The 20996-nt window shown below is 67.9% G+C and carries 14 protein-coding genes; 4 read left to right on the top strand and 10 right to left on the bottom strand.

Annotation, left to right across the window (positions count from 1 at the left end):
• Position 1 precedes the first annotated feature (1 nt).
• The 6 genes from OV287_RS04220 to OV287_RS04195 form a co-directional block, all read right to left on the bottom strand.
• Positions 2–610: an imm11 family protein gene (locus OV287_RS04220; RefSeq protein WP_267532680.1), complete on the bottom strand. Its 609-nt coding sequence runs from the start codon at positions 608–610 to the stop codon at positions 2–4.
• Positions 610–1605, bottom strand: a complete 996-nt coding sequence (locus OV287_RS04215; protein WP_267532679.1) for an AHH domain-containing protein — start codon at positions 1603–1605, stop codon at positions 610–612. Before OV287_RS04215 ends, OV287_RS04220 begins: the two co-directional genes overlap by 1 nt.
• A complete protein-coding gene (locus tag OV287_RS04210; RefSeq protein WP_267532678.1) occupies positions 1602–2678 on the bottom strand; it encodes a hypothetical protein in 1077 nt (358 codons plus the stop codon). Before OV287_RS04210 ends, OV287_RS04215 begins: the two co-directional genes overlap by 4 nt.
• 56 nt (positions 2679–2734) lie before the next feature.
• Complete coding sequence (locus OV287_RS04205; protein ID WP_267532677.1) at positions 2735–4762, bottom strand: TonB-dependent receptor; 2028 nt, start codon at positions 4760–4762, stop codon at positions 2735–2737.
• Positions 4763–4951: 189 nt separating this feature from the next.
• Positions 4952–5812: an OmpA/MotB family protein gene (locus OV287_RS04200; protein ID WP_373371903.1), complete on the bottom strand. Its 861-nt coding sequence runs from the start codon at positions 5810–5812 to the stop codon at positions 4952–4954.
• A gap of 276 nt (positions 5813–6088) precedes the next feature.
• A complete protein-coding gene (locus OV287_RS04195; protein ID WP_267532675.1) occupies positions 6089–6874 on the bottom strand; it encodes a Uma2 family endonuclease in 786 nt (261 codons plus the stop codon).
• A gap of 573 nt (positions 6875–7447) precedes the next feature.
• Between OV287_RS04195 and OV287_RS04190 the strand changes: the two genes are divergently transcribed.
• Both OV287_RS04190 and OV287_RS04185 read left to right on the top strand, forming a co-directional pair.
• Positions 7448–9151: a Kelch repeat-containing protein gene (locus OV287_RS04190; protein ID WP_267532674.1), complete on the top strand. Its 1704-nt coding sequence runs from the start codon at positions 7448–7450 to the stop codon at positions 9149–9151.
• 229 nt (positions 9152–9380) lie between these two features.
• Positions 9381–9974 (top strand): hypothetical protein, encoded by a 594-nt coding sequence (locus tag OV287_RS04185; RefSeq protein WP_267532673.1) that lies wholly within the window; start codon positions 9381–9383, stop codon positions 9972–9974.
• Positions 9975–10057: 83 nt separating this feature from the next.
• Here OV287_RS04185 and OV287_RS04180 read toward each other — a convergent pair whose 3' ends face one another.
• From OV287_RS04180 to OV287_RS04165, 4 genes are all read right to left on the bottom strand, one after another.
• A complete protein-coding gene (locus OV287_RS04180; RefSeq protein WP_267532672.1) occupies positions 10058–11086 on the bottom strand; it encodes an ADYC domain-containing protein in 1029 nt (342 codons plus the stop codon).
• 135 nt (positions 11087–11221) lie between these two features.
• Positions 11222–15034, bottom strand: coding sequence for a bifunctional serine/threonine-protein kinase/formylglycine-generating enzyme family protein (locus OV287_RS04175; RefSeq protein ID WP_267532671.1), 3813 nt, complete (start codon positions 15032–15034; stop codon positions 11222–11224).
• Positions 15035–15067: 33 nt separating this feature from the next.
• Positions 15068–15535 (bottom strand): response regulator, encoded by a 468-nt coding sequence (locus tag OV287_RS04170; protein WP_267532670.1) that lies wholly within the window; start codon positions 15533–15535, stop codon positions 15068–15070.
• A 214-nt stretch (positions 15536–15749) separates the two neighbouring features.
• Complete coding sequence (locus OV287_RS04165) at positions 15750–17402, bottom strand: carboxypeptidase-like regulatory domain-containing protein (protein ID WP_267532669.1); 1653 nt, start codon at positions 17400–17402, stop codon at positions 15750–15752.
• A gap of 173 nt (positions 17403–17575) precedes the next feature.
• Between OV287_RS04165 and OV287_RS04160 the strand changes: the two genes are divergently transcribed.
• Positions 17576–18025, top strand: a complete 450-nt coding sequence (locus tag OV287_RS04160) for an HIT family protein (protein WP_267542286.1) — start codon at positions 17576–17578, stop codon at positions 18023–18025.
• Positions 18026–18097: 72 nt separating this feature from the next.
• Positions 18098–20965, top strand: a complete 2868-nt coding sequence (locus OV287_RS04155; protein ID WP_267532668.1) for a TonB-dependent receptor domain-containing protein — start codon at positions 18098–18100, stop codon at positions 20963–20965.
• Positions 20966–20996 lie beyond the last annotated feature (31 nt).

The raw sequence follows: 20996 nt of genomic DNA, 5'->3' as shown, positions 1-20996 counted from the left end.
GCTACTCCAGATTCATGTAGGAGCCGTTCCAGCCATCGGCTGCCAGCAATCGGAAACCCGTGACACCGCTCTTCTGGAGAGCCTCCGCCACCGTCTGGTCGACGACATAGTCTCGCATCAGCGGTTTGAGGCGGAAGAGGCGGGCGTTGGGGGAAATCTCCTCCTTCTTCAGGACGAGTTTACGGACCACATGGATCTGTTTTTCGTCAAATGGATCCTTGTCGTAGACCGATTTCTCCAAATCAACGCCGTCCTCACCTCCCAGGGGATGGACGATGAAGTAGTCAGGGCCCACGAGCTTATCCTTGTGGTCACGCACCCCAATGGGCATGTATTCGCAGCCTTCCACTCCAACCGCGTCGAGGAGGTCACGCACCTTCTTCGAGACGATCAGCAAGCTCAAGGTGTTGGCCACGAAGTCGAAGAGCTTGCGCTGCTTGGGAAAGTCCTCGGAGAACTTGACGGTTGCACCCGTGGGAAATTCCGAAACCAGGCTCTTCCCCTTGAAGAAGCGCCACTTGGATGGAGTGCCGGCTGGCACGGTCTCGATCACCGCTCCGGGATTGCTGACGGTGTCGAGAATCCAGAATGTCCGGTTGTCGGTCGACATCAGTTCATCGCTCCTTCAGGAAAGCGCTTGCGCCTCCCGCTGGCTCGACTCTTCCCCTTGGTGATGAATTTCACGAGGCTGCTCTTGGGCCGCTTGTCCTGTAGATACAGCTTGACGGAGGCCGTGCCGATCTCCTTCAGCTTGGCCCACAGGTCATCCTCCGTCTGGGTCAACATCTTGATCAACTGGGGATAAAAGGCCGCATGCGGCGCTCCGCTCTCCCTCGCCTCATCGATCTTGTCCCGGACTCGCTCCAACTGCCTCTTGGCATGCTTGATGTACTCCAGGTGGCTGCCGCTATGCGCCAGCAGGCAGTGGGGCGGTACGTCTTCCGTCGGTAGCGGCACGATGTTGTGGCCGTTGTTGACGTCGTACCCTGAGTCGCGGATCAACTTCTGCTGATCATCATTGAAAAAGGGTTTCTTGCTGCTGTCGAAAATCTCGATAGGGATGAGGTGGTGCGCCACCCATTTGTATGGCTTGGGTTTCGTGAAGAAGAAATAGTTTTCCGCGACATCCTTATGGGTGAGCTTCGCGGTGAGGAAGAAGAGCTTTCTCTTACCTGGAAAGCTTCCCGGTTCGGGAAACTTGAAGCACAGGTCCCATTTCGACTTCTCTTTGACGATGGCCCATGTCGGGCGCCTTTCCGCCAGTTTTTCCACCTTGTCGAGCATCATATTCTTCGTGGCGGGGTCACAGCCGTCGAAGAGGTAGTCGAAAGGCCATTGTTGGTACCGATCCCGGCCTCCGTGCTTATGGACGTAGGCCGGACCCCGGTACTGGTAATGCCCCTGGCGCCGGAGCGGATCGGGTGCATCCGCGTGATTGCTCTTCTGCTGCTGGTCCGCTGACTTCGCCTGAGCCTCCAGTTCCTGGATGAGTTGTTGGGGATAGTTGGGATCCTCCAGCTCTGGAAACTTCTCATTCTTGAATGAGTCCTGGCCGACTCCAGAGACATTGTAATTCTCGAAGATGCCTTTCTTGCCCCCACTCATGAGCGAGCTCCTGGCTGTAACTTATTGAGAAGAATGGCGGCTCGAGCCCCGTCCTCCGAGGTGCTGAGCACCAGAGCGGAACGAGCCCGGGCATAGCCGCGTTCGAGCCCTCGCGCCGAAACACAGCTCCCCACGGCACCCGAAGCCGCGCCGGTCTCGCCGAAACCAATTGCCGGGAACCAGGCATTCTCGAGCTTCCAATCCGGATGGGCCGCCTGGAGATGAACCAGGAGGCTGCCCCATTCGCTGGCCCGGCGCTGCTCGCCATTATGGTCGCTCACGAGCAGCGGTTCCTCCGGCGCAGGAGCGCCTTGCGGCTGGAGTACTCGTTCGACACAGAAAGCCAACGCCCGGCCTTCAGCCTGATTCGAAGCTGGCGGCTCCGACACGTGGACCTGCTGGATGAAGACCGATGATGCGGAGCCCTCTCTCCGAGAGCCGGCGGCGGGCCGCAGCAGCATCACCACCCCCACCTCTCCCGGGATGAAACCGACAGGAAAGTCGTCCGTCTTGACGCGTCTCTCCCTCACGAGACGGCTGAGCGTAGGAGGCGACAAGTAGCTGTCCACCGCCATCACGAGGCAGGCCCCCGCGCTTCGGGACTCGAGAACCGCCTGCGCGGCCTGTAGCGCACGTGCGAACGCTACCTGCCCCCCGATGAAGAACCGCCCCTTCATGCCCCGCCACTTCATCCCGAGGTTCTCGAAGGTCTGCCCCAAGACGAACTGGCCGAGTGCCTCGACGCGACGTGGAGGATCCTCCATCAGCGCGGCCCGCATCGGAAACTCACGTTCCAGGGGGTCGGGGAGCACGAGAAAGAGGGCAGTGTCGGTCCCGAGGTCCTCGGATTTCAAACGGCGCTGGAACTCTTCGAGGGTATCACCCAGGATGGCAACAAGCCTGCCCGCCGCGGAGAACCCGAACGTGCTCACGGGAATGGAGCATGTCTGCAGTGGCAGCGGAGCGTTATCCTCCTCTGGGAAATAGCGGAACTCGCGAGACGCGCGCACCCGGCTGATACCTGCGCGGAACGCGGCACAAGCGGTGGTGAGCGGCCCGAGGCAAGAACTCATCCCCATGGCGGCAATCTCCAGTTCCATGGAGGTGAGTTTAACACCAGGAAAGGCTGTCAGTAATGCGCTCGAAAGCCCAGAGAGGGGAGCGTCACGGGCGGTAGGCCAAAGGGCTTGCGCACCAGTTGGCCCTTCTCGGTCCCGTAGGTGTAGTGGAACGTCTCCTTCGTCAGCGAGAGGTTGAAGACGTCCAGCCACGCCTCCACCGCCAGCGGCCCCAGCGTGCCCGTCTTGGACACGCGGCCGTCCACCTGGAAGTAGCCCGGCAGGCGCGTCACCCGGTCCCGGTCCACCGGTACCCAGCGCGCCGTTCCCTTCACCGGGTCCACGCCCTCCTGCTGCGAGTACGAGAAGAGCAGGCCTCCCGCCTCGGGCGCCCCGGTGTTGTAGTGCAGCGTGGTGCCCACCGTGAGGCCCCACGGCAGCTTCACGGTGACGGCCGCGTTGAGCACGTGCATCTGCTCGAGCGCCGAGGCCAGCGGCACCACCTCCGTCCCCACCACCTGGCCTGCCCCGTCCCGCCGCTCCACGCGCGTGTTCAGCATTCTCCGCTGGAAGGTGTACGAGGCCAGCAGCGACCAGCGCTCCGACAGCGGGCGCCGCGCCATCAACTCCACGCCGTAGCCATAGCCCTCCGCCGTGCGCGCCCGCCCTCGCGCCACCGGGTCGTCCGCGAGCATGTCGAAGGACAGCACGTCCAGTTCCACCGTGCGCAGCATCGGGTGGACGAACACGTCCGCGCCAAAGGTGAAGCCCGCGGGCCCTCGCACATCCGCGCCCGCCTCCACCTGGAGGGCCCTCTGCAAGCCCAAGCGCAGCGCGGCTTCTTCCACTCCCGGCACGTCGAGCAGATGATTCGGTGCCTGGTGCATGAGCCCCGCCCCCAGGCGCAGCGCCACCGTCTCCGACAGCGCCGCCCGCGCATGCAGCCGGGGCTCAACGGCGACCTGGTTCAGCGCTGGTGCCAGCAGGTAGCCGTCCACGCGCAGGCCCGGGGTGAGCCGCCACATGCCCTGCGTCCACGTGGCCTGTGCGTAGGCCCCCGCAAGAGTGGCCCGCGCGAGGGGCTGTGGTCCTCCCGTGGTGACGGTGGGCCGGCTGGGGTCATCGCCCTCGCCAGGACGGAAGGTGGTGGACTGCTCCACGTCAGCGCTCCGGCGCTCCACGTCCGCGCCCGCCTCCACCGCGAGTCGCTGGGACAGTGCAGCCCGCCATGCCACCCGCGCCCCGAGCGTGCGCTCGGAGAGTCCCACCGTGACACGTGAGGCCGCTCCTCCCCCGGTGGCACCCAGCATGTCCTGGCCCCAGGTGACGGCGGCCTCGGCCTCGCCCACGCCCAGCGGGTGGGTGAGACGGAGATCCACGCGATGAAAGGCCGTGCCCAACCGGACCACATCCCCCGAGCCGCTCAGGCCCGCGTCATCCGAAGCCCCGAGAGCGAACAGACGCAGCGAGCCTCGGCCCACGGATTGGGTGACACGCGCCTGGTAGTCGAAGAGGCCGAGCACCAGGTCCGGACCCGGCGTGCCGCGCGTGCCGTTGATGACCGCCGCGGCGATCCACGGGGACCAGGCGAAGCGACCGGCGAGGGTGAACTCGGTGCCCGTGGAGACGATGGGCACCTGCGTGAGCACGCCCACGTTGAACAGATCGAGGGAGGCCGTTGCGCGCACGGCGTCGGTGCTCGGCGGGAGGAGCCGCGCGTTCACGGTGCCACCGAGCCCCCGGCTGAAGCGGGCCGGAGCGGGGCCTCGGTGGAAGTCGAGCCCGGAGACGAGCTCGGGGTGAAGCGTGGAGGGGCCGACCCACAGGTGATAGAGCCGCGGCAGGCGCACGCCATCCAGGTAGACGCCCGTGGAGGAGGGAGCTGCGCCGCGCACCACCGGAAGGCTCGCGCCGGAGACGACGTGGCTCACCCCGGGCATCACCATGAGGGAGCGGAAGGGCTCGCCCCACGTACCCGCGAGGTCTCGCAGCTCGGAGGACTCGAAGGAGAGGGGAGCACCGCTCTCCATGGGCAGCGACTCGGCCTGGGAAGCGGAGCCCACGAGGAGCGCAAGCAGGACACAAGACGTCGTACGCATCTCGGGTTCAGATCTCCCTCTCCCGTCGGGAGAGGGTGGGGGTGAGGGTATCGGAGTTATATCCGGGACCCCTTCGCATCCAGAACCCGGGGTCCGGATACCCTCACCCCGTCCCTCTCCCGGCGGGAGAGGGGATGTGTCCGCGTTCGCTGTGTTCTGTCCTCAGCGCCGCTACTTCTTTCAGCGCCGCTACTTCTTCTTCGCGGCGGGTTTGGCGGCCGGCACCGGAGCCTTCTTCGCCGAGGCGGCCACCACCGCGGACGGGGCCTGCTCGGCGGGGGCGAGGACGATCTCGATGCGCCGGTTCAGGCTGCGTCCATCAACCGTCTGGTTGGAGGCGATGGGCTGGTACTCGCCATAGCCCAGCGCGGAGAGCATCGTGGGCGGCACGCCCTGCTCCTGGAGGAGCTTCACGACGACGAGCGAGCGGGTGGTGGACAGCTCCCAGTTCGAGGCGAACTCCGTCTTCGCGTCCGTCGGCACCGGCACGTTGTCCGTGTGGCCCTCGACCCGGATGAGCTTCCCCTGCACGTCCTTCAGCGCCTGAGCCACCTTCTCCAGCGCCTCCTGGCCCTCCTTGTTGAGCTTCGTGCTGCCGGAAGAGAAGAGGATCTTGTCCTTCATCTTCACCACCATCCGCCCCTTCAGCTCGGACAGCTCGATCTTCCCGGTCTTGATCTCGTCCTTGAGGCTCTTGGCGAGGCTCTCGTACTCGGAGGACCTCTTCTCGAGCGCCTCCTTGGCCGCAGCGAGCTTCTCGGTGCTCCGGGACAGCTCCTGGTTGAGCTCCGACAGCTCGTCCACGCGCTTGCGCAGCGCGCGGCGCTCCGCGTCACTCTGGGCGAGCGAGGACTCCAGCTCCGTGTTCTCCTTCTGCGCCTTATCGGCAGCGGACTTCGTCTCGGCGAGCTTCTGCTCCATGGCCTTCATCTGCGCCTGTTGCTCGTCGTATTGCTGCTTGAGGTTTTGCGCCTCGAGCGACTTCGACTCGAACGCCTTCTGAGAGACACAGCCGACCAACGGAACCAACAGGAGGACACACCAGCGCATGCGCATTCGAGGCTCCTTGGGTTGAAGCGCCCTTATACCTCCGCGCCCACGCGAGGGAGACAGCGTGTGTTCCCCACCTGCGAGTCGAACGTGGGGAAACTCGACGGTGACACTCGAAAACTTTCATCAGGAAAGTCTTCAGTTCGCTGGCAGTGTGGCCAGCAGGCTCGTGTCCACGGGTAGCGAGCGCGTCTTCCACCGGAACGTCGCCGCGTGTCACCTGAAGGGAGGTCATGCTCGTGGAGTTTCACGTGGCGAACAGGGTGCTGCGCGGCGTCATTGGGGAGGGCGATTCCCAGCCCCTCGCAGTCGCTCCAGCTCGGCCTGGAGCTCCGCCAGGCGCCGCTCCGCCTCCTCGCGTCCCCGCTCCGCCTCCTGCCTCCGCCGCACCTCCTCTTCGCGCAGTCGCTGCTCCTGCTCCAGCAGCTCATGGGACTCCAGCAGCAGCGCGTTGCCCACCCACAGCCGCAGCTTGCCCCCTGCCAACTCGAACTCCAGTCCCAGCACCTCCGAGCGGTAGCGGCCCTGCTCCAGGGGAATGCGCTCGTACCGCCTCGCCTCGGGAGCGGGCAGCCGGTACGCCTCCAGCCGCTCCCGCGCCCGGTCGTAGATGAAATATTCGGGAATGCCCAAGCGGGCATAGCGCTCCACGTTGTACTCGGCGTCCTTCTTGCGGTCGCCGCCCACGTGGACCTCCATCACCCACTCCAGCCCCTTGCCCTCGTAGCTCACCATCCACTTGCTGCGCGGGTGCGTCTCCACGTCCCGCACCACCAACAGGTCCGGCGCGAAGCGCCTCTCCCCCGGGTAGTACACCGGCAGCTCCGTGCCCAGGTACACCTGACGCCTCTGCCGGGAAAAGAAGCCACGGAGCACATCCCGCGTCTCCAGCTTCGCCAGGGAGTGCAGATCGCCCTCTGGCATCGCCATCTCGTCCCAAGTCACCTCGCCAGGAAGTGACTCCACCACCTGCCCCCGCTCCTCCACACTCATCCGCTCCCACTCTTCTTGCGTGGGCGCCTGGGGGAAGCGGCCTCCACGCTCCTGTGCGCGCTGTGCCATTGCCCAGAGACTGGGGTGAGCCAGCGCGCGCGTCAATCGCCCCCACCACGCCCCTCGAGTAAATGTCGGGCCGGACACCCCTGCCCCCTCGCTCCGCGTGCGAGGCGCCTGCGGCCGTCTCCGGCCTCGTCCTCACCGTCTCGTTCCGCGAACACCGAGGTGTCAGAGGCACAGCTCTCCGCATGGGGTTCCCTGAACTGCATGCTTCTTTCGCTCGCCAGCTCTCCCTCTATCTGGAGCATCCAGAAAGTGAGCACCCCCAGCCCGCGCACGGCCGGGCGTCTGTCATTGAATCCCCCGGGCCAGGCACTCCGAGAGGGGCAGATGAGGCACAGGAGTACGTGCTACCGGGGCTCGCGGATGACGCGGTGTCACTGAAGCCATGCGCGACAGAGTGTCTGGATGCTCTCGAGACGGTGCAGCCGGGATACAGAGCCTTCTCAGAACTCGGGAATAAACAATAAACCCCGCTCAGTCTGGAAATCCTCCCTAATCAATGTATTCTATGCATCCAAAGCGAGCACACCCCGAGCGAAGGACTCAGTCCGGTTTCAAGCGCTCCTGGGTAGGGCCGTGGCTGAGAAGCAATTCAGTGCATCCGAGTACACCGGCGTCTTCCGAGCGAGGTTCAACACCATGATGCTGCCCAAGCGCTTCACCCCTCCAACTCTTCACATTCCTACCCGATGGCCCACCCTCGCGCGCTGCGTCACGCTCATGGGCGCCCTCGCCGGCTACAGCCAGGCAGCCGTCGCATCCACCAGCGGCTCATCGTGCACCTCACCCGATCTGGAACCGCCTGTCCTGACCTGTCCTGCCGCCATCACGGTCCAATGCGTCTACAGCGGGCAGGACGTCCTGTTCGACCATGCCGATCCCGAGTTCAGCGATAACTGCGGTCTCCAGTGGGTGAACTACCAGCCTGAGTACATCGGCAGTCCGAGCACCTTCACCTCATGGATCTCCGCCACCGACTTGTCCGGCAACTCGACGTCCTGCGCGACGGTCTGGACCGTGGTCGATACCCATGCCCCCAACCTGGATGTGTATGGCCCTCTGCAGATGAGCCTTCCCGTTGGCGCGATCTTCGAGGAGCCGGGGTACAGGCTCGTGGATGATTCGTGTGACGGGTCCTACTGGTGGGAGACGCGGGCTCAGCGCTCCGGCAGCGTCAACACCTCGGTGCCAGGCACCTATACCCTGACCTATCGGGGCTCCGATCGCTCCGGCAACGAGAGCACCGCCACCCGGCAGGTGAAGATCTACCCCTTCCAGCCGACGCTGTCGTCCGTCAGCAATACGCCCCAACCCCGGCTGCTGCACACCGCGACCCTGCTGCAGAATGGCCGGGTGCTGGTGACCGGTGGCTTCAACACCGCCGCGGAGGAGTACGACTCCCAGCAGGCGGCCTGGACCACCGCGGGCAACAGCTTCACCACCCATCGTGGCCACACGGCCACCGTGCTGCACAACGGCAAGGTGCTCATCGCGGGCGGCACCGCGCCGGCGAGCGAAGAGCTGTATGACCCCGCGCTGAAGCTCTGGTCGCTGGCGAGCCCCATGAGCACCCCGCGCTACAACCATGCCGCCGTCACGCTGCCGGAGGGGCGGGTGCTGGTGGCGGGGGGAGGCTCCAGCGAGAGCTCGGGCCCCGTGCTGGCCTCGGCCGAGCTGTATGACCCCGCCACGAACCAGTGGTCCCCGGCCGGCTCGCTCCAGACGGCCCGCCGCGGCCACACCATGACCCTGATGAAGAATGGCCGGGTCCTGGTCACGGGCGGAACGGATGAGAACGGCAACAGTCTGTCCTCCGTGGAGCTCTACGACCCCGCCACGCGCATGTGGAGCGGCATGCCAGGCATGAACACGGGCCGCACCCTGCACTCGGCCACGCTGCTGGAGAATGGCAAGCTGCTGGTGGTGGGCGGCTCGACCCAGGCCTGGAACCAGGGCAGCTCGACGGAGCTGTTCGACTTCGCCACCTACACCTGGACCGTCCAGGGCTCCCTGAACAACCCTCGCCAGGAGCACACGGCCACGCGAGTGATTGGAGATCTGGTCGTCGTAACCGGGGGCTTCAGCAACCAGTCGGGAATTCTCTCCTCGTCCGAGGTCTACTCCCCGAATACGGGCACCTGGAAGTCCACGACGTCCCTGGGCGTGGGCCGCTACAAGCACACGGCCACGGCGCTCGATGCTTACACGGTCCTCCTGGTGGGCGGAGCCAACAACACCAACCAGTCCGCGGTGGAGCTCTTCAAGGTGAACGCGCAGTAGCGGGTCCGCGGCTCGGCGGAAGACTCCTCGTCCCCTGGCCCGGCTCACCTCCATCCCCACCGGGTGATGGAGGTGAGCGCGTCGTTTTCTTGGTCTGCATGCCCGGGCGCTTCAAGATGGCAGGTCAAGACGGAGTCAGCCCATGGCCGGGTGTTCAGCGCACCAACCGAATCCGAACCCGAATTGCACCTTCTGTAGGCTCTTCGATCCGCCCAGCAGCCCGAGCCTGGTGCTCGAGTCCTACTACCATTGCACCCGCCACGGACTGGACGTCTTGCTCGCTGGAAGCATCGCTCCGGGGATGGTTCAGAGACAGCACCGGCAGGTGTACCTCTTCAGGACCAAGGGCCAGCAGAGGAATGACAGCGGCAAGTACTTCAAGGCCCCCGACAACGATGTGTTTAAATATGTCCTGGGCAACAAACACGTCATTCCCTGTGCCTTCTTCTTCAGCAGCGAGTTGACTCCCCACTACGACAATGGAGTCCAGTGGCTGTATCGCGACAATGGAGGGACGCTCCTCCTGACGAACGAGCTCGTGGGCATCTTCGTCCCAGAAGACTATCCAGAGGCGTTCGAGAGCCTTGTGCTCGTGCTCTACATCCTGGGCCTGGAGAACTGGAAGGTCGCGTTCGGGAACCTGAACTTCGCCCCAGCGAAGCAGTTCCTCAAAGGCTTGTTCGCGCGAAAGGCCTTCCGCCTGAGGCTAACCCTGGCGGAGACCCTTCGCGAGGGTGTGAGAGGGACCAGAAACGTCAAGGAGTTCTTTCAGACCAACGCGCTGTTCCTGAAGATGATCGTCTCCCCTCCCAGCGCACTCTGAGCAACTCCACCCGAAGCACCCGCGCGAAGCCGTGCACCACCACTCCAGGTACCTGGCTGCGGGAGCGCGCGGGAGTGGGACGGCTACGGCGTCTCGCTCTGCAGCAGCGTGCCGGTGGAGAAGGCCTCCGGCGTGCCGCACTGCGCCTTCGCCGGAGCGTTCGGGCACGACACGGGCTCATGGGCCCGGTTGTGGTCCGTGTAGCAGAGCGCACCCTCCGTGCCCCACTCCGCCTCCGTGCCCCACGTCTCCGTGTCCTGCTGCACCCCTACCACGTCGTAGAGGTTCACCCACTGCCCGTTCACGGTGTGCGAGGTGCCGTCGCCGCAGTAGTCCGCGCGGATGAGGCGCGTGCACGCCTGGTGGTGCGCTGACAGGCTCACGCCTCCGACGCTCGCCCACGGCTTGTAACCGAAGCGGATGCACTTCGCGATGGCCGCTCCCTCGCACGCGAAGGTGAAGGCACGCGGGTCCTCGTACTTCCTGCCGCCCACGCCCGGCAGCCCCTGCCGATAGTCCCAGTACCCCACCACGGCGATGGCATTGGCCGGCTGGCCGCTCGCGTCACGGCAGATGGGATACCAATTGCCGTCCGCCGGCGACTGATAGGACACCCGGTACGTCCATACGTCCGCGTTCTCGTCCTGGCCGGGCGTCACCGCGTCCACGCGCAGCGCCACCTGGCTCCCATCCCCCAGGTTGCCCAGGAACCGCGCCAGCAAGAATTCCCGCCCGGAAATGTGGCGCCCGTCATACATGCCATGGAAGGTCGACCCCTCCAGCCACACTTCATCGAAGCTCGACTCATGCCACGAAGAGCCCTGGCTCAGCCGAGCGCTCTGCATCTGGCCATCGAGCGACGCGCCCGCGAAGTCCACCGACACCAGCACGCCCGAGAGCGCCTGGCCGTTGAGGTCGGAGCCATTCAAGTCCGAGCCATTCAGGTTCGCGCCGTTGAGGTTGGCGCCATTGCGTGCGCTCAACGACGACTCGCGCTCCCCCAAGTGCGCTTGCGACTGCACCGGCACCTCGCCTCCACACGCCACCACGCCCACGGCCGCCACCACGCCCACGGCCGCCACCACAACCCGGCACCACCTGCTTGCTCGCATGGCCCCACCCCTCTGTCACTCCCACCCCGAGACGCGCAGAGGGTGTGCAGGGGTCATCCGCTCGGCAAGCCACACATGTGGTACCCGCGCAGTTGCAATGTCCAGCGGACAGCACTCGCGGGGGGGACCGTGGTGCTAGTCCCGAGGGGACATTGTACGGGAGGGCAGGTCGGCGCAGACGCGGATGCCCACGGTGATGTTCCGGAGGGTGCGCTCGGGCAGCTCGCGGTTGGCCAGGCGCGCCGAGGCGGCGGCGAAGTAGTAGGCCCCTCCGCGCGCCACCACGCTGTCGGGCTCCAGCGTCGAGCGCGTCCACTCCCACGCGTTGCCGGCCAGGTCATCCACGCCGAAGGGGCTGCGGGAGGCCGGGTGCGCGCCCACCTCGTCGGGGCCGAAGCCCCCGGGCTCCTTGCCATAGGTGAGGTCCACGTTGGCGTCATCCGGGGCCAGGGAGTCGCCATGGGGGAACTCGCGCCCGTCCTCGCCCCGCGCGGCGCGCTCCCACTCCAGCTCCGAGCACAGCCGAGCCCCCGGTACCCGGCCCGTCTTGTCCAGCCAGGCCGAGTAGGCCTCCGCGTCCTCGAAGGAGATGCCGGTGACGGGGAAGCGCAGCCAGTCCTGCTCCACCCGCCGGTCCCGCTTCGCGTAGCGCAGCCGCTCGCCGACCCGTACGGTGTAGGGCACTCCGCCAGGCTGGAAGCGCAGCGTCCACGTGCCCCGCTCCCGCTTCAGCCGGAGCATGCCGTGGTAGGTGGTGCTCGTACGAGGCTGGCGGCGGGCGCGCTCCGGCGCGGGCAGCGACTCCAGGAAGCCCAGCCACTCCGCGTACGTCGTCTCCTGGCGGGAGATGAGGAAGCCCGGCGTCTCCCGGGCGTGCAGCGGCACGGCGTTGAAGAAGCCACGCACACTCGCATCCGCCGCGCTGCCGAAGAGCACACGTCCCGGCGGGACGTAGACGAAGCCCTTGGGAAGCTCTCCCTGGCGCAGCAGCGGAGGAGCCAGGCGTCTGCGCTCACCGCGCGCCAGGCGTAGCGGGACGAGCGCGGGCTCGTAACCCGGGGCACGCACCGTCAGCCGCCAGTCTCCCGGGGGCACCGCCCTGTCCACCCAGGGCCCGGGTGCGAGGGGCACCGGCTCGCCGACAACCTCGCGGCCCTCCACATCCCGAGAGACAGGCCGCAGCTCCAGCGCTGCATCGGGGACGGACAGCTCCAGGGTGACGAGCGCCGGGGCCGTCCAGCGCCTCCAGCGCTCTCCTGTCGTGTCATACAGCCGCAACCGCTGCAGCAGCGCCGTCAGCTCGCTCGTCTCCACGGCCTGCTCGGCGTGGATGGCGCGCTCGAGGAGGAAGTCCGCCAGGGCCGCGCGGACGTCCTCGCGCATGGGGTCCAACACCAGCGCGTGCTCCAGGTGGTCTCCCGCTTCATCCAGGCTGCGGTGCAACACAGCCTCGGCGGTGACAGTGCGCGCCCAGGCCGTGTCGCCCGCCTCCTTGTGGCCAGCGTCATAGTGGCGAAGCGCCTCCTCGCGCGCCGCGGCGAAGGCGGTACGCTCGCGCTGTACCCCGTACATGACGGTGGCGGCCTGGGACAGCCAGCCGCGCACTGCCTTGTCGCGCACCGCCGCCTCGTGCATGCGCAGGCCCGCGTAGACGAGCGCCAGCGACAGGACGAAACCCGCGGCGAGCGCCCGGCGCAGATGGCGGCTGCGCACCACCGTGCCGCGTGAAGCCGCCAGGAAGGCCAGCTCGCGGCTGGTGAGCTGCTCGCGCTCGAGCAGGGCGGCCTCGGCGAGCTGCCGCGAGCCCCAGAGCATGTCCCGCACATGGCCCACGCGCTCCCAGTGGGCGGAGTCAGCCTCCAACCGGGCCTGGACCTCCCGGAGCTCGGCGGCCTCGGCCAGCCAGCGGGCCAGGGTGCCCCACCCCGTCAGCAGCGCCTCGTGGGCCACCTCGTAAGAGGTGCCACCGTCCACCTCTCGCGCCACCAGCAGGCGCGCGCGCACCAGGGCCTCCAGCACCGCGCGGTGGCGAGGGTCGTCCCCCACCAGCTCCCGGTCTGTCTTGCGCGCCCGGGTCCCCTCCGCGGTGATGAGGCGCAGCAGCACGCCACGCGCGGCCGTGCGCTGGTCCGGCAGCAAGCGCTCCACGGCCGCATCGGCGTGCTTCTCCAGTGCGCCCGCCACGCCCCCGAGCCCGTCCAGTGCAGCCTGAGTGATAAGGCCCGCGCCCTCCTCGCGCGCCTCCCACAGTTCGGCGAGCGCGAACTGCAGCAGCGGCAGCCCGCCTCCAGCAGCCGAGGCTACCAGTGCATCCACCAGGGCCTCGGACTCGAAGCGCACGCCCTTCACTCGGGCCGGGCCCACCACCGCCTCGCGAATCTCCTCCGGACCGAGCGCCCGCAACAGGTAGAGCGCCCCGGGCACCAGCGCGCCCAGGCCCGGCACCGCCGTCAGCCGGGTGAGGAAGTCGCTGCGACACGTGGCCAGCAGGCGCACGCCGGACACGCCCTCGGCCAGTCCCCCGAGCGCAAGCCCTGCCTGCGCGGCCTCCGCGTCTCCCGCCAGCGTCACCAGCTCCTCCAGCTGGTCCACGTAGATGGCGAGTCCCCCCTGTGCACCAAGGTGCGCCCGCAGCCGGCGCGCCAGCCCCGTGGGGTCCGCGCGCAGGGAGGCCACCAGTCCCTCCTCGTCGGCACCCAGCACGGGGGCGAGCGCAGCGGCGAGTGCGGCGGCAGGGCGCCTGCCTGGAATCAGCCGCACCCCGCGCCAGTGCCGCCCGTCCTCCAATGCGCCGTCGGTGAGCCGGGGCAGCACTCCGGCCAGGCACAAGGAGGACTTGCCCACGCCCGAGTCCCCGGCAACAAGCAAGAAGGGCTCGGCCCGAAGCCGCTCCAGCACCTCGCGCTGCTCACGGCGCCGTCCGAAGAAGAGGGCGCGGTGCTCGGCCTCGAAGGCCTGGAGGCCGCGGTAGGGGTTGCCTTCGGGGACGGCGCCCAACCACTCGTCGCGCGAGAGCTGCCCCAGCGCATCCAGCAGCGGCACCGCGGAGGCAAAGCGCTCCTCGGGGTCGCGGCGCAGGCATCGGTCCACCACGGCCGCGAAGTCAGCGTCCACACCCGGCACGGCATCGGCCAGCGGCAGTGCGTCCTGGGTGCACACCACCTGGGAGAGCTCTTTGAAGGGCACGTGCCGGAAGGGCCCCCGGCCAGCGCACAGCTCGTAGAGCACCAGCCCCAACGAGTACACGTCGCTGCGGGCCGTGAGCTCCTCGCCCGCCCAGGCCTCTGGGGACATGTAATACGGCGTGCCCACCAGAGTGCCTTCTGGCAGCGACGGCAGGTCCACCCCGTCCAGCGTGCCCGCCACGCTGTCACCGTCCAGCTCGGGCAGGGGCGGCGGAATGGACGGGGCCGCGCCCGGAACGAAACCCTCCTCGGCGGGCGCGCCCGCGTCCAGCAGCTTGGCCAGCCCGAAGTCCAACAGCTTCACCTCTCCCGTCTCGGTGAGCAGGGCATTGGCCGGTTTGATGTCGCGGTGCAGCACGCCACGCCGGTGGGCGGCCCCCAACCCCCGCGCCAGGTCCCTGCCGAGCGCCAGCACGCGCTCCCAGGACATGGGCCGGGGCAACCGCTCCAGCGAGGTGCCGCGAACGAACTCGGAGATGAGGTAGGGGTGGTTCTCCAACTGCCCCACCCGGTAGAGGGTGACGACGTGGGGGTGCTGGACGCGCGCCGCGGCTCGGGCCTCCACGAGGAAGCGCGTGAGCGCGCCGGAGCCCAGCGCGCGCACGAACTTCACCGCCACCGGCCTGTCGAGCAGCGTGTCGTGCGCCAGGTACACGCGTCCCGTGGCACCTCGGCCAATGAGGCGCACCAGGCGGTACTCGTCGAAGGCCTCGGGTGGAGTCCACCCGTCGGCGCTGGACCGGGATGCAGGGGGAGGGCCCACGGGCTCGTTCCCTACGGTGCGAGGCCTACTGCGTCAGGGCCTGCTCTTCGACTTGCTGGGCTTGAGCATCCGGCGGATGCGGTCTTCCAGATCCTGCGGCAGGCAGGGCTTGGCAATGAACTCGTCCGCACCGGCCTGCCGTGCCTGCTCGGCATTGCCCGCCAGCACGTGGCCGCTGAGCGCCATCACGGGAATGTCACGCGTGCGCTGATCCTGCTTCAACCGGCGCGTGGCCTCCCAGCCATCCATCACCGGCAGGGACAGGTCCATCAGGATGATATCTGGCAGTACACCCTGGGCCTTCTCCACGGCCTCGACCCCATTGCGTGCCACTTCTACCTGAAAGCCGACAAATTCCAGGTACTCCGCATACATCTCGCGGGCATCGTCGAAGTCGTCGACCACCAGCACGCGCCGCCGCTCGGCCTGATTGGGCGATTCAAGCGGCTCGCCGCCATCACTCGTCCTGTTTTCGAGGGTTTGCGTGAGCGGTAGGGTCATGGCACGGGCCCCGCGTACAAGGTGGGAACGCCGCACCATGCTATGTACGGCCCCGTGGATGCGCTCGTCCCCGCCAGGCTCCGAGCGCATCCGGGCCACAAAACCTGTCGTGGCCCGGACACTTCACTCACAGCGATGGTGACTTGGGACAACTGGGCCGCGCAGTGCCGCTTGGACGCCTGCCCTTCCAGGTGCGCGGCCCGGCTACAGCCTGCTACGGCTGCTTGGTGAGAGTGCTCTCAATGATGGTCGTCGAGGACACGGGCCCGCCCCAGGCCGTCTCGAAATACTGGGAGAGGTCCGTGGACTGGAACTTCGTGAAATCCGCCTTCACCTTGACGGGGGTGGCGGCCAGGTTGATGGCAGGGCCGCTGTAGGAGAAGTAGAAGCGGGTGGTGGCGTCGTTGAAGTTCACCGTGTCGATGGGGAAGCGCGTGGACGTCTCCCCGAAGCAGGCGTTGCTGTTGGGCGGAGCGGCCGCAATCGCCTTGAAGGACGGCGGGCTCGCCTCGCCCGTGGAGACGAGGACGTCGAGCTGCGCCGCGGGCATCGAGGTCACGTTCTGGGTGAAGCTGAAGATGATGCACTCGCCCGGGTCCAGCGTGCCGACGGTGCCGGTGACACCATCCTTGAAGACGGCGGAGGCAATGCCCAGCGGCCGGGGCGTGTTGGGATCCCCGCTGATGAAGAAACCCTTCCAGGTGTGCACGGTGCCGTCATACGCCGAGGTGGCACGCAGGATGATGTTGTACTCCTGGCCCTCGCGGATGGAGAACGGGGGCTGCAGCGAGTAGACGTCCCCGGCGGCGCTCGACGTCACGCCGACGTCGTACTTGTCGCGGCCGTGCTCGTCCGTGACGATGGCCAGCAGCGACTCGCGCGCCACGGGCTGGCTGAAGCCCAGGTAGATGGGCTCACCGGGCTTGATGAGGTTGCGCATCGGCTTCTTCTGCAGCTCCATCTGCGCCTTGGCCGGATCCACATCCGCGAGCTTCACGTAGTTCAGGCTGGGGACATTGGTGGCAATGAGCTGGAAACCCGAGACCTGGGAGCCATCGCCAGCGTCATTGCGCGGGGCGGGCAGCCGCAGCAGCTGCGAGCCGCCGCTCACCATCAGGGTCGAGGCGTCGATCTTCTTGGCATAGCCCGCGGCGTCGATGATGCCGTCGCCATTGGTGTCCACCGGGTCCACCCAGAGGCGGTAGCCGCCGGCGGCGTCACCCACACCGCCAATGCGCGCAAGCTCCGCGGGAGCGGGCACGTTGGAGAAGGTGACAACGCCCAGGTTGTTCGCATCGGCGGCGACCACCACCGAGCTCACAGCCGAGGCCGTGCCACCGTTGTAGGCGATGGTGCCAGCGGGAGTGGCCTCGAGGTACGCCTTGGCGCCTCGGGCGGGGTTACCCGAGGGCGTGAGGAGCGTGAAGCTCACGCTGCCCTGCGTCTCGGCGAGGGCGATGGCGCCGATGTTGGCGTTGCCGTTGTTGATGGGGATGTTGCCCGCGTGGGAGGGAACCAGCGCGCTGGCGCGCAGCGTGGCGTGGCCCTCCTTGCTGATGGTCACCAGGACCTCGGCGCCGGCGGGCACGCTGGTGATGAGGAAGTTGCCCGAGGCGTCCGTCTTCGCCTCGAAGGGCTTCTCCGCCGTCGCGCTACCGATGGTCAGCTTCACCGCGGCGTCCTGGATCGGCACCATCCGGGTGTTGAGCACCTGGCCGGAGACGGTCCCCTTGGGGTTGGCTGGGACCACCACCGACACGGAGTCCGGATCGCGGACGCCGTCGACGATGCCGTCCCCGTCCTTGTCCTCCGGCGGCGTGCATCCGACGACCAGGAGCGGCAGCACGACTGCCCAATGCTTCTTCATCTTCCCACCTTGAATGCTTGGAGTTGGAGCCCGCGCGAGGCGGCGGCAAGACAGTCTCCGACCCGGCCCGGCCGCGTCAAGAAGAGCACAGTTGGCCGCCGGATTCGAACGCGGTGGGTAGGGAGCAACGGGGGTGGACATTTCCGCGAGGAGCGGGTGGTAGCGTGCGCGCCATGAGCCCCGTGGATGTGAACGAGCCCTGCCTCGGCTGCGGAATCGTGAGTGGAGCCACCCGGCCCGTGGGGGGAGTGCTCGCCCGCTCGGCCGGACTGGTGCTGCATGGCGTGGCCTCGCCGAGCCCCCTGCCCGGCTGGGTGGTGCTCACCAGCGTGAGGCATGCCCGCGCCCTGTATGACCTGGACGATGACGCGGCGCGGGAGCTGGGTCCCTTCGCCGCGCGGGTCATGCGGGCCCAGCGCGAGGTGCTCGGCGCCGAGCACGCCTACGCCTTCGCCATTGGTGACGTGCTGCGCCACTTCCACCTGCACCTGGTGCCACGCTACCGGGACACGCCCCAGCGGCTATGGGGGAGAGGGGCCTTCGAGGGGACACCTGGGGATTTCCGTCCAGAGGCGGAGCTGGAGACCGCGGCGCGGGCCCTGGCAGCCGCCCTGGGGGGGTGAGACGGCTGCCCGCCAGCTTCTAGGGGCCCCCAGGTGGACCTTCCGCGCTGACGTGGAAGAATGGCGGCCGCCATGCGCGCGCTCCGCCTTGCCCCCCTCCTCTTTTCGCTGCTGCTCCTGCCCGCCGCCGCGCAGGCCAACAACACCGCGGATGAAGCGGACGTGGCCTTCGAGGTGGGCAACGAAGCCTATGCCCGGGGCCAGTATGTCGAGGCCCTGCGCTCCTACTTCAGCAGCTACCGGCTGGTCCCCAACCGCAACGTCCTCTTCAACATTGCCCGCTGCTACGAGGCGCTCACCCGCTACAACGAGGCCTACCGCTACTACAACGACCTGGCCCAGGAGCAGCTGACGGGCTCGGACGAGGCCGAGATACGCCGCTCCCTGGAGCGGCTGCGCCCCAAGGTGGCCCTGGTGCGCGTCACCACCGAGCCGCCGGGCGCCGAGGTGCTCGTGGACCGGGAGGACCTGGGCATCCGCGGGCTGTCACCCCAGACGCTCGCGCTGCCGCCCGGGCGCCACAAGGTGATGGTGCGCAAGGAGGGCTACCGGCCCGCGGAGGAGACCGTCTACATCGCTCGGGGCCGCTCCGCGCCGCAGGAGTTCAAGCTGGAGCTCATCACCGGCACGGTGGAGCTCACCGGCACGCCCGAGGGCGCGGAGGTGCGCGAGTCCCCGGATGGCCCCGTGGTGGCGCGGGTGCCCGGGAAGCTGAACCTCACGCCCGGCCAGCACGTGCTGCACCTGAAGGCTCCCGGTCATGCCCCGGCCCAGATGGTGGTGGACGTACCCGCGGATGGAAGCGTCCCCCTGCCGGTGGCGCTGAGCAAGCAGGAGAAACCCACCGGCCGGCTCATCATCACCGCCAACCGCGAGAACGCCTCGGTGCGCGTGGATGGGCGCCCCACCGGCTTCACCCCCACCGTCATGACGCTCCCCGAGGGCGAGCACACCTTGGAGGTGGAGAGCCGGGACGTGCGCCCCCTGCGCCAGCGGGTGACGGTGGTGGCGGACCAGGAGACGAAGTTCCACGCCGAGCTGCGCTACAAGCCGCCGCCGGTGCGCGCCGCCTCCAAGAGCCTGCTCTCCGTGGACGAGGCCCCCGCTTCCACCACCGTCATCTCCCAGGAGGAGCTGCGCGCCTTTGGCTACACCACGCTGGCCGAGGCCCTGGCCGGCGTGCGCGGCTTCTTCACCTCCAACGACCGCTCCTACACGTACCTGGGCGTGCGCGGCTTCGCGCCTCCAGGCGACCTCAATACCCGCGTCCTCATCCTCTGGGACGGCCACTCCATCAATGACGTGTGGGCCGGCCAGGGCTACTCGGCGAGAGACTTTTCGGTGGACCTGGAGGAAGTGGATCGCATCGAGGTGGTGCGAGGCCCGGGCAGCGCCCTCTACGGTACGGGTGCCTTCTTCGCCGTCATCAACGTGGTGCCGCGCGAGTCGCTGGGCCTGGAGCGGACGGTGGAAGCCACGGCGGCGGTGGAGGCGCTGGGCACCACGCGGCTGCACGGCACGGTGGCATGGGACAACGGGCGCAACTCGGCGCTGCTGTCCGTGTCGGGGCTGAACATGCAGGGCGCGGAGCTGACCCCGATGGGCGGAGACCTGCCGCTGGTGCGGGGGATGGATGGGGAGCGCGCCGCCAACGCCTCGCTGCGGGCCCGCTTCGGGGACCTGGCCATCCAGGCCCAGCTCCACGGCCGGCAGAAGCAGGTTCCCTCCGGCCCCTACGGCACGGTGCTGGGCGTCGAGGGCACCCAGGTGGAGGACATCCGTGGCTTCGTCGAGGTGCGCTACGAGAAGATTTTGAGCGAGCGGATGAGCCTGTCACTGCGCGGCGCCTATGACGCCAGCCGCTACCGGGGCTATTGGATGTACAGGCAGGAGGATGACAGCCTGCGGCGGGACACCGACGCGGGCCGCGCCGACTGGCTCACCGCCGAGGCCCGCTTCCTCTTCAACCTCTCCGACACCAACCGCCTCACCGTGGGCCTGGAGGGCCAGGGCCAGCTGCGCGTGGAGCAGGAGAGCTTCGGCCCCCAGGGTGGCAATGCACCGCTGCTCAGCAACCGCCGCGTGCTGCTCTCCACCTACCTGCTGGACGAGTGGCGCCTGCACCCGCGATTGACGCTCTCGGGGGGCCTGCGCCTGGACAAGTACCTCGACCTGGACACCACGCCCATCACTCCCCGGCTGGCCGTCATCGGCCGCCCCTACGACAAGGGCCTCACCAAGCTGGTGGCCGGCCGTGCCTTCCGCGCGCCCAACGCCTACGAGCTCGACTACCACGACGGTGGCGTCACCCAGGCGCCCGCCGGTGAGCTGGAGCCGGAGACCATCACCACCTTCGAGCTCGAGCACTCGCACGACCTGACGGACGAGCTGCGCTTCACCGTGGCCGGCTACCACAACCGCATCACCAACCTGGTCGTGCTGGAGCAGGAGTCGGGACCACCCCGGTGCGGCAAGCCGAACGGCAGCATGCAGTGCCTCGTCTTCAGCAACCGGCCCGGCGAGACGCTCGCCTGGGGCGCCGAGGCCGGCCTGCACTGGCAACCGGGCCGCTACCTGTTGGTGGACCTGAGCTACTCCTTCGTCACCCTCCTGAATGCCTCGGACGAGGTGATTGCCTCCGCTCCCGCGCACCTGGCCACCGGACGGCTGATGCTGCCCATCGGCAATGGCGACCTGCGCCTGGCTACCCAGGCGACCTATCAGAGCGCCCGGGGCAGCGAGAAGGATGGCCCGGAGAATGGAGAGGCCCTGCTGCTCGGCGTGGGCCTGTCCGGCGAGTTCCAGCGCGTGCGCTACTTCGCCGGCGTGCAGAACCTGCTCGATACCCGCTACGCCCTGTCGCTCGGGACGGAGCGCGCCGCCGGGCCCGTGCCCCAGTACGGCCGCACCTTCACGCTGCAGCTCACCGGCAGCTTCTGAGCCGCAGCACCGGCGCGAGCACCTCGCCACT

Origin of the sequence: Archangium lansingense (genome assembly GCF_026626635.1) — a bacterium.
GTDB lineage: Bacteria > Myxococcota > Myxococcia > Myxococcales > Myxococcaceae > Archangium > Archangium lansingense.
The sequence above is the reverse complement of the archived record's forward strand: the minus strand, read 5'-3'. Positions and strand labels throughout refer to the sequence as shown.

Coding starts and splice junctions, on each gene's coding strand:
- OV287_RS04220 (WP_267532680.1), bottom strand. CDS start 610: ATGTCGACCGACAACCGGACATTCTGGATTCTCGACACCGTCAGCAAT.
- OV287_RS04210 (WP_267532678.1), bottom strand. CDS start 2,678: ATGAGTTCTTGCCTCGGGCCGCTCACCACCGCTTGTGCCGCGTTCCGC.
- OV287_RS04195 (WP_267532675.1), bottom strand. CDS start 6,874: ATGGCACAGCGCGCACAGGAGCGTGGAGGCCGCTTCCCCCAGGCGCCC.
- OV287_RS04205 (WP_267532677.1), bottom strand. CDS start 4,762: ATGCGTACGACGTCTTGTGTCCTGCTTGCGCTCCTCGTGGGCTCCGCT.
- OV287_RS04155 (WP_267532668.1), top strand. CDS start 18,098: ATGCGCGCGCTCCGCCTTGCCCCCCTCCTCTTTTCGCTGCTGCTCCTG.
- OV287_RS04170 (WP_267532670.1), bottom strand. CDS start 15,535: ATGACCCTACCGCTCACGCAAACCCTCGAAAACAGGACGAGTGATGGC.
- OV287_RS04165 (WP_267532669.1), bottom strand. CDS start 17,402: ATGAAGAAGCATTGGGCAGTCGTGCTGCCGCTCCTGGTCGTCGGATGC.
- OV287_RS04160 (WP_267542286.1), top strand. CDS start 17,576: ATGAGCCCCGTGGATGTGAACGAGCCCTGCCTCGGCTGCGGAATCGTG.
- OV287_RS04180 (WP_267532672.1), bottom strand. CDS start 11,086: ATGCGAGCAAGCAGGTGGTGCCGGGTTGTGGTGGCGGCCGTGGGCGTG.
- OV287_RS04215 (WP_267532679.1), bottom strand. CDS start 1,605: ATGAGTGGGGGCAAGAAAGGCATCTTCGAGAATTACAATGTCTCTGGA.
- OV287_RS04200 (WP_373371903.1), bottom strand. CDS start 5,812: ATGCGCTGGTGTGTCCTCCTGTTGGTTCCGTTGGTCGGCTGTGTCTCT.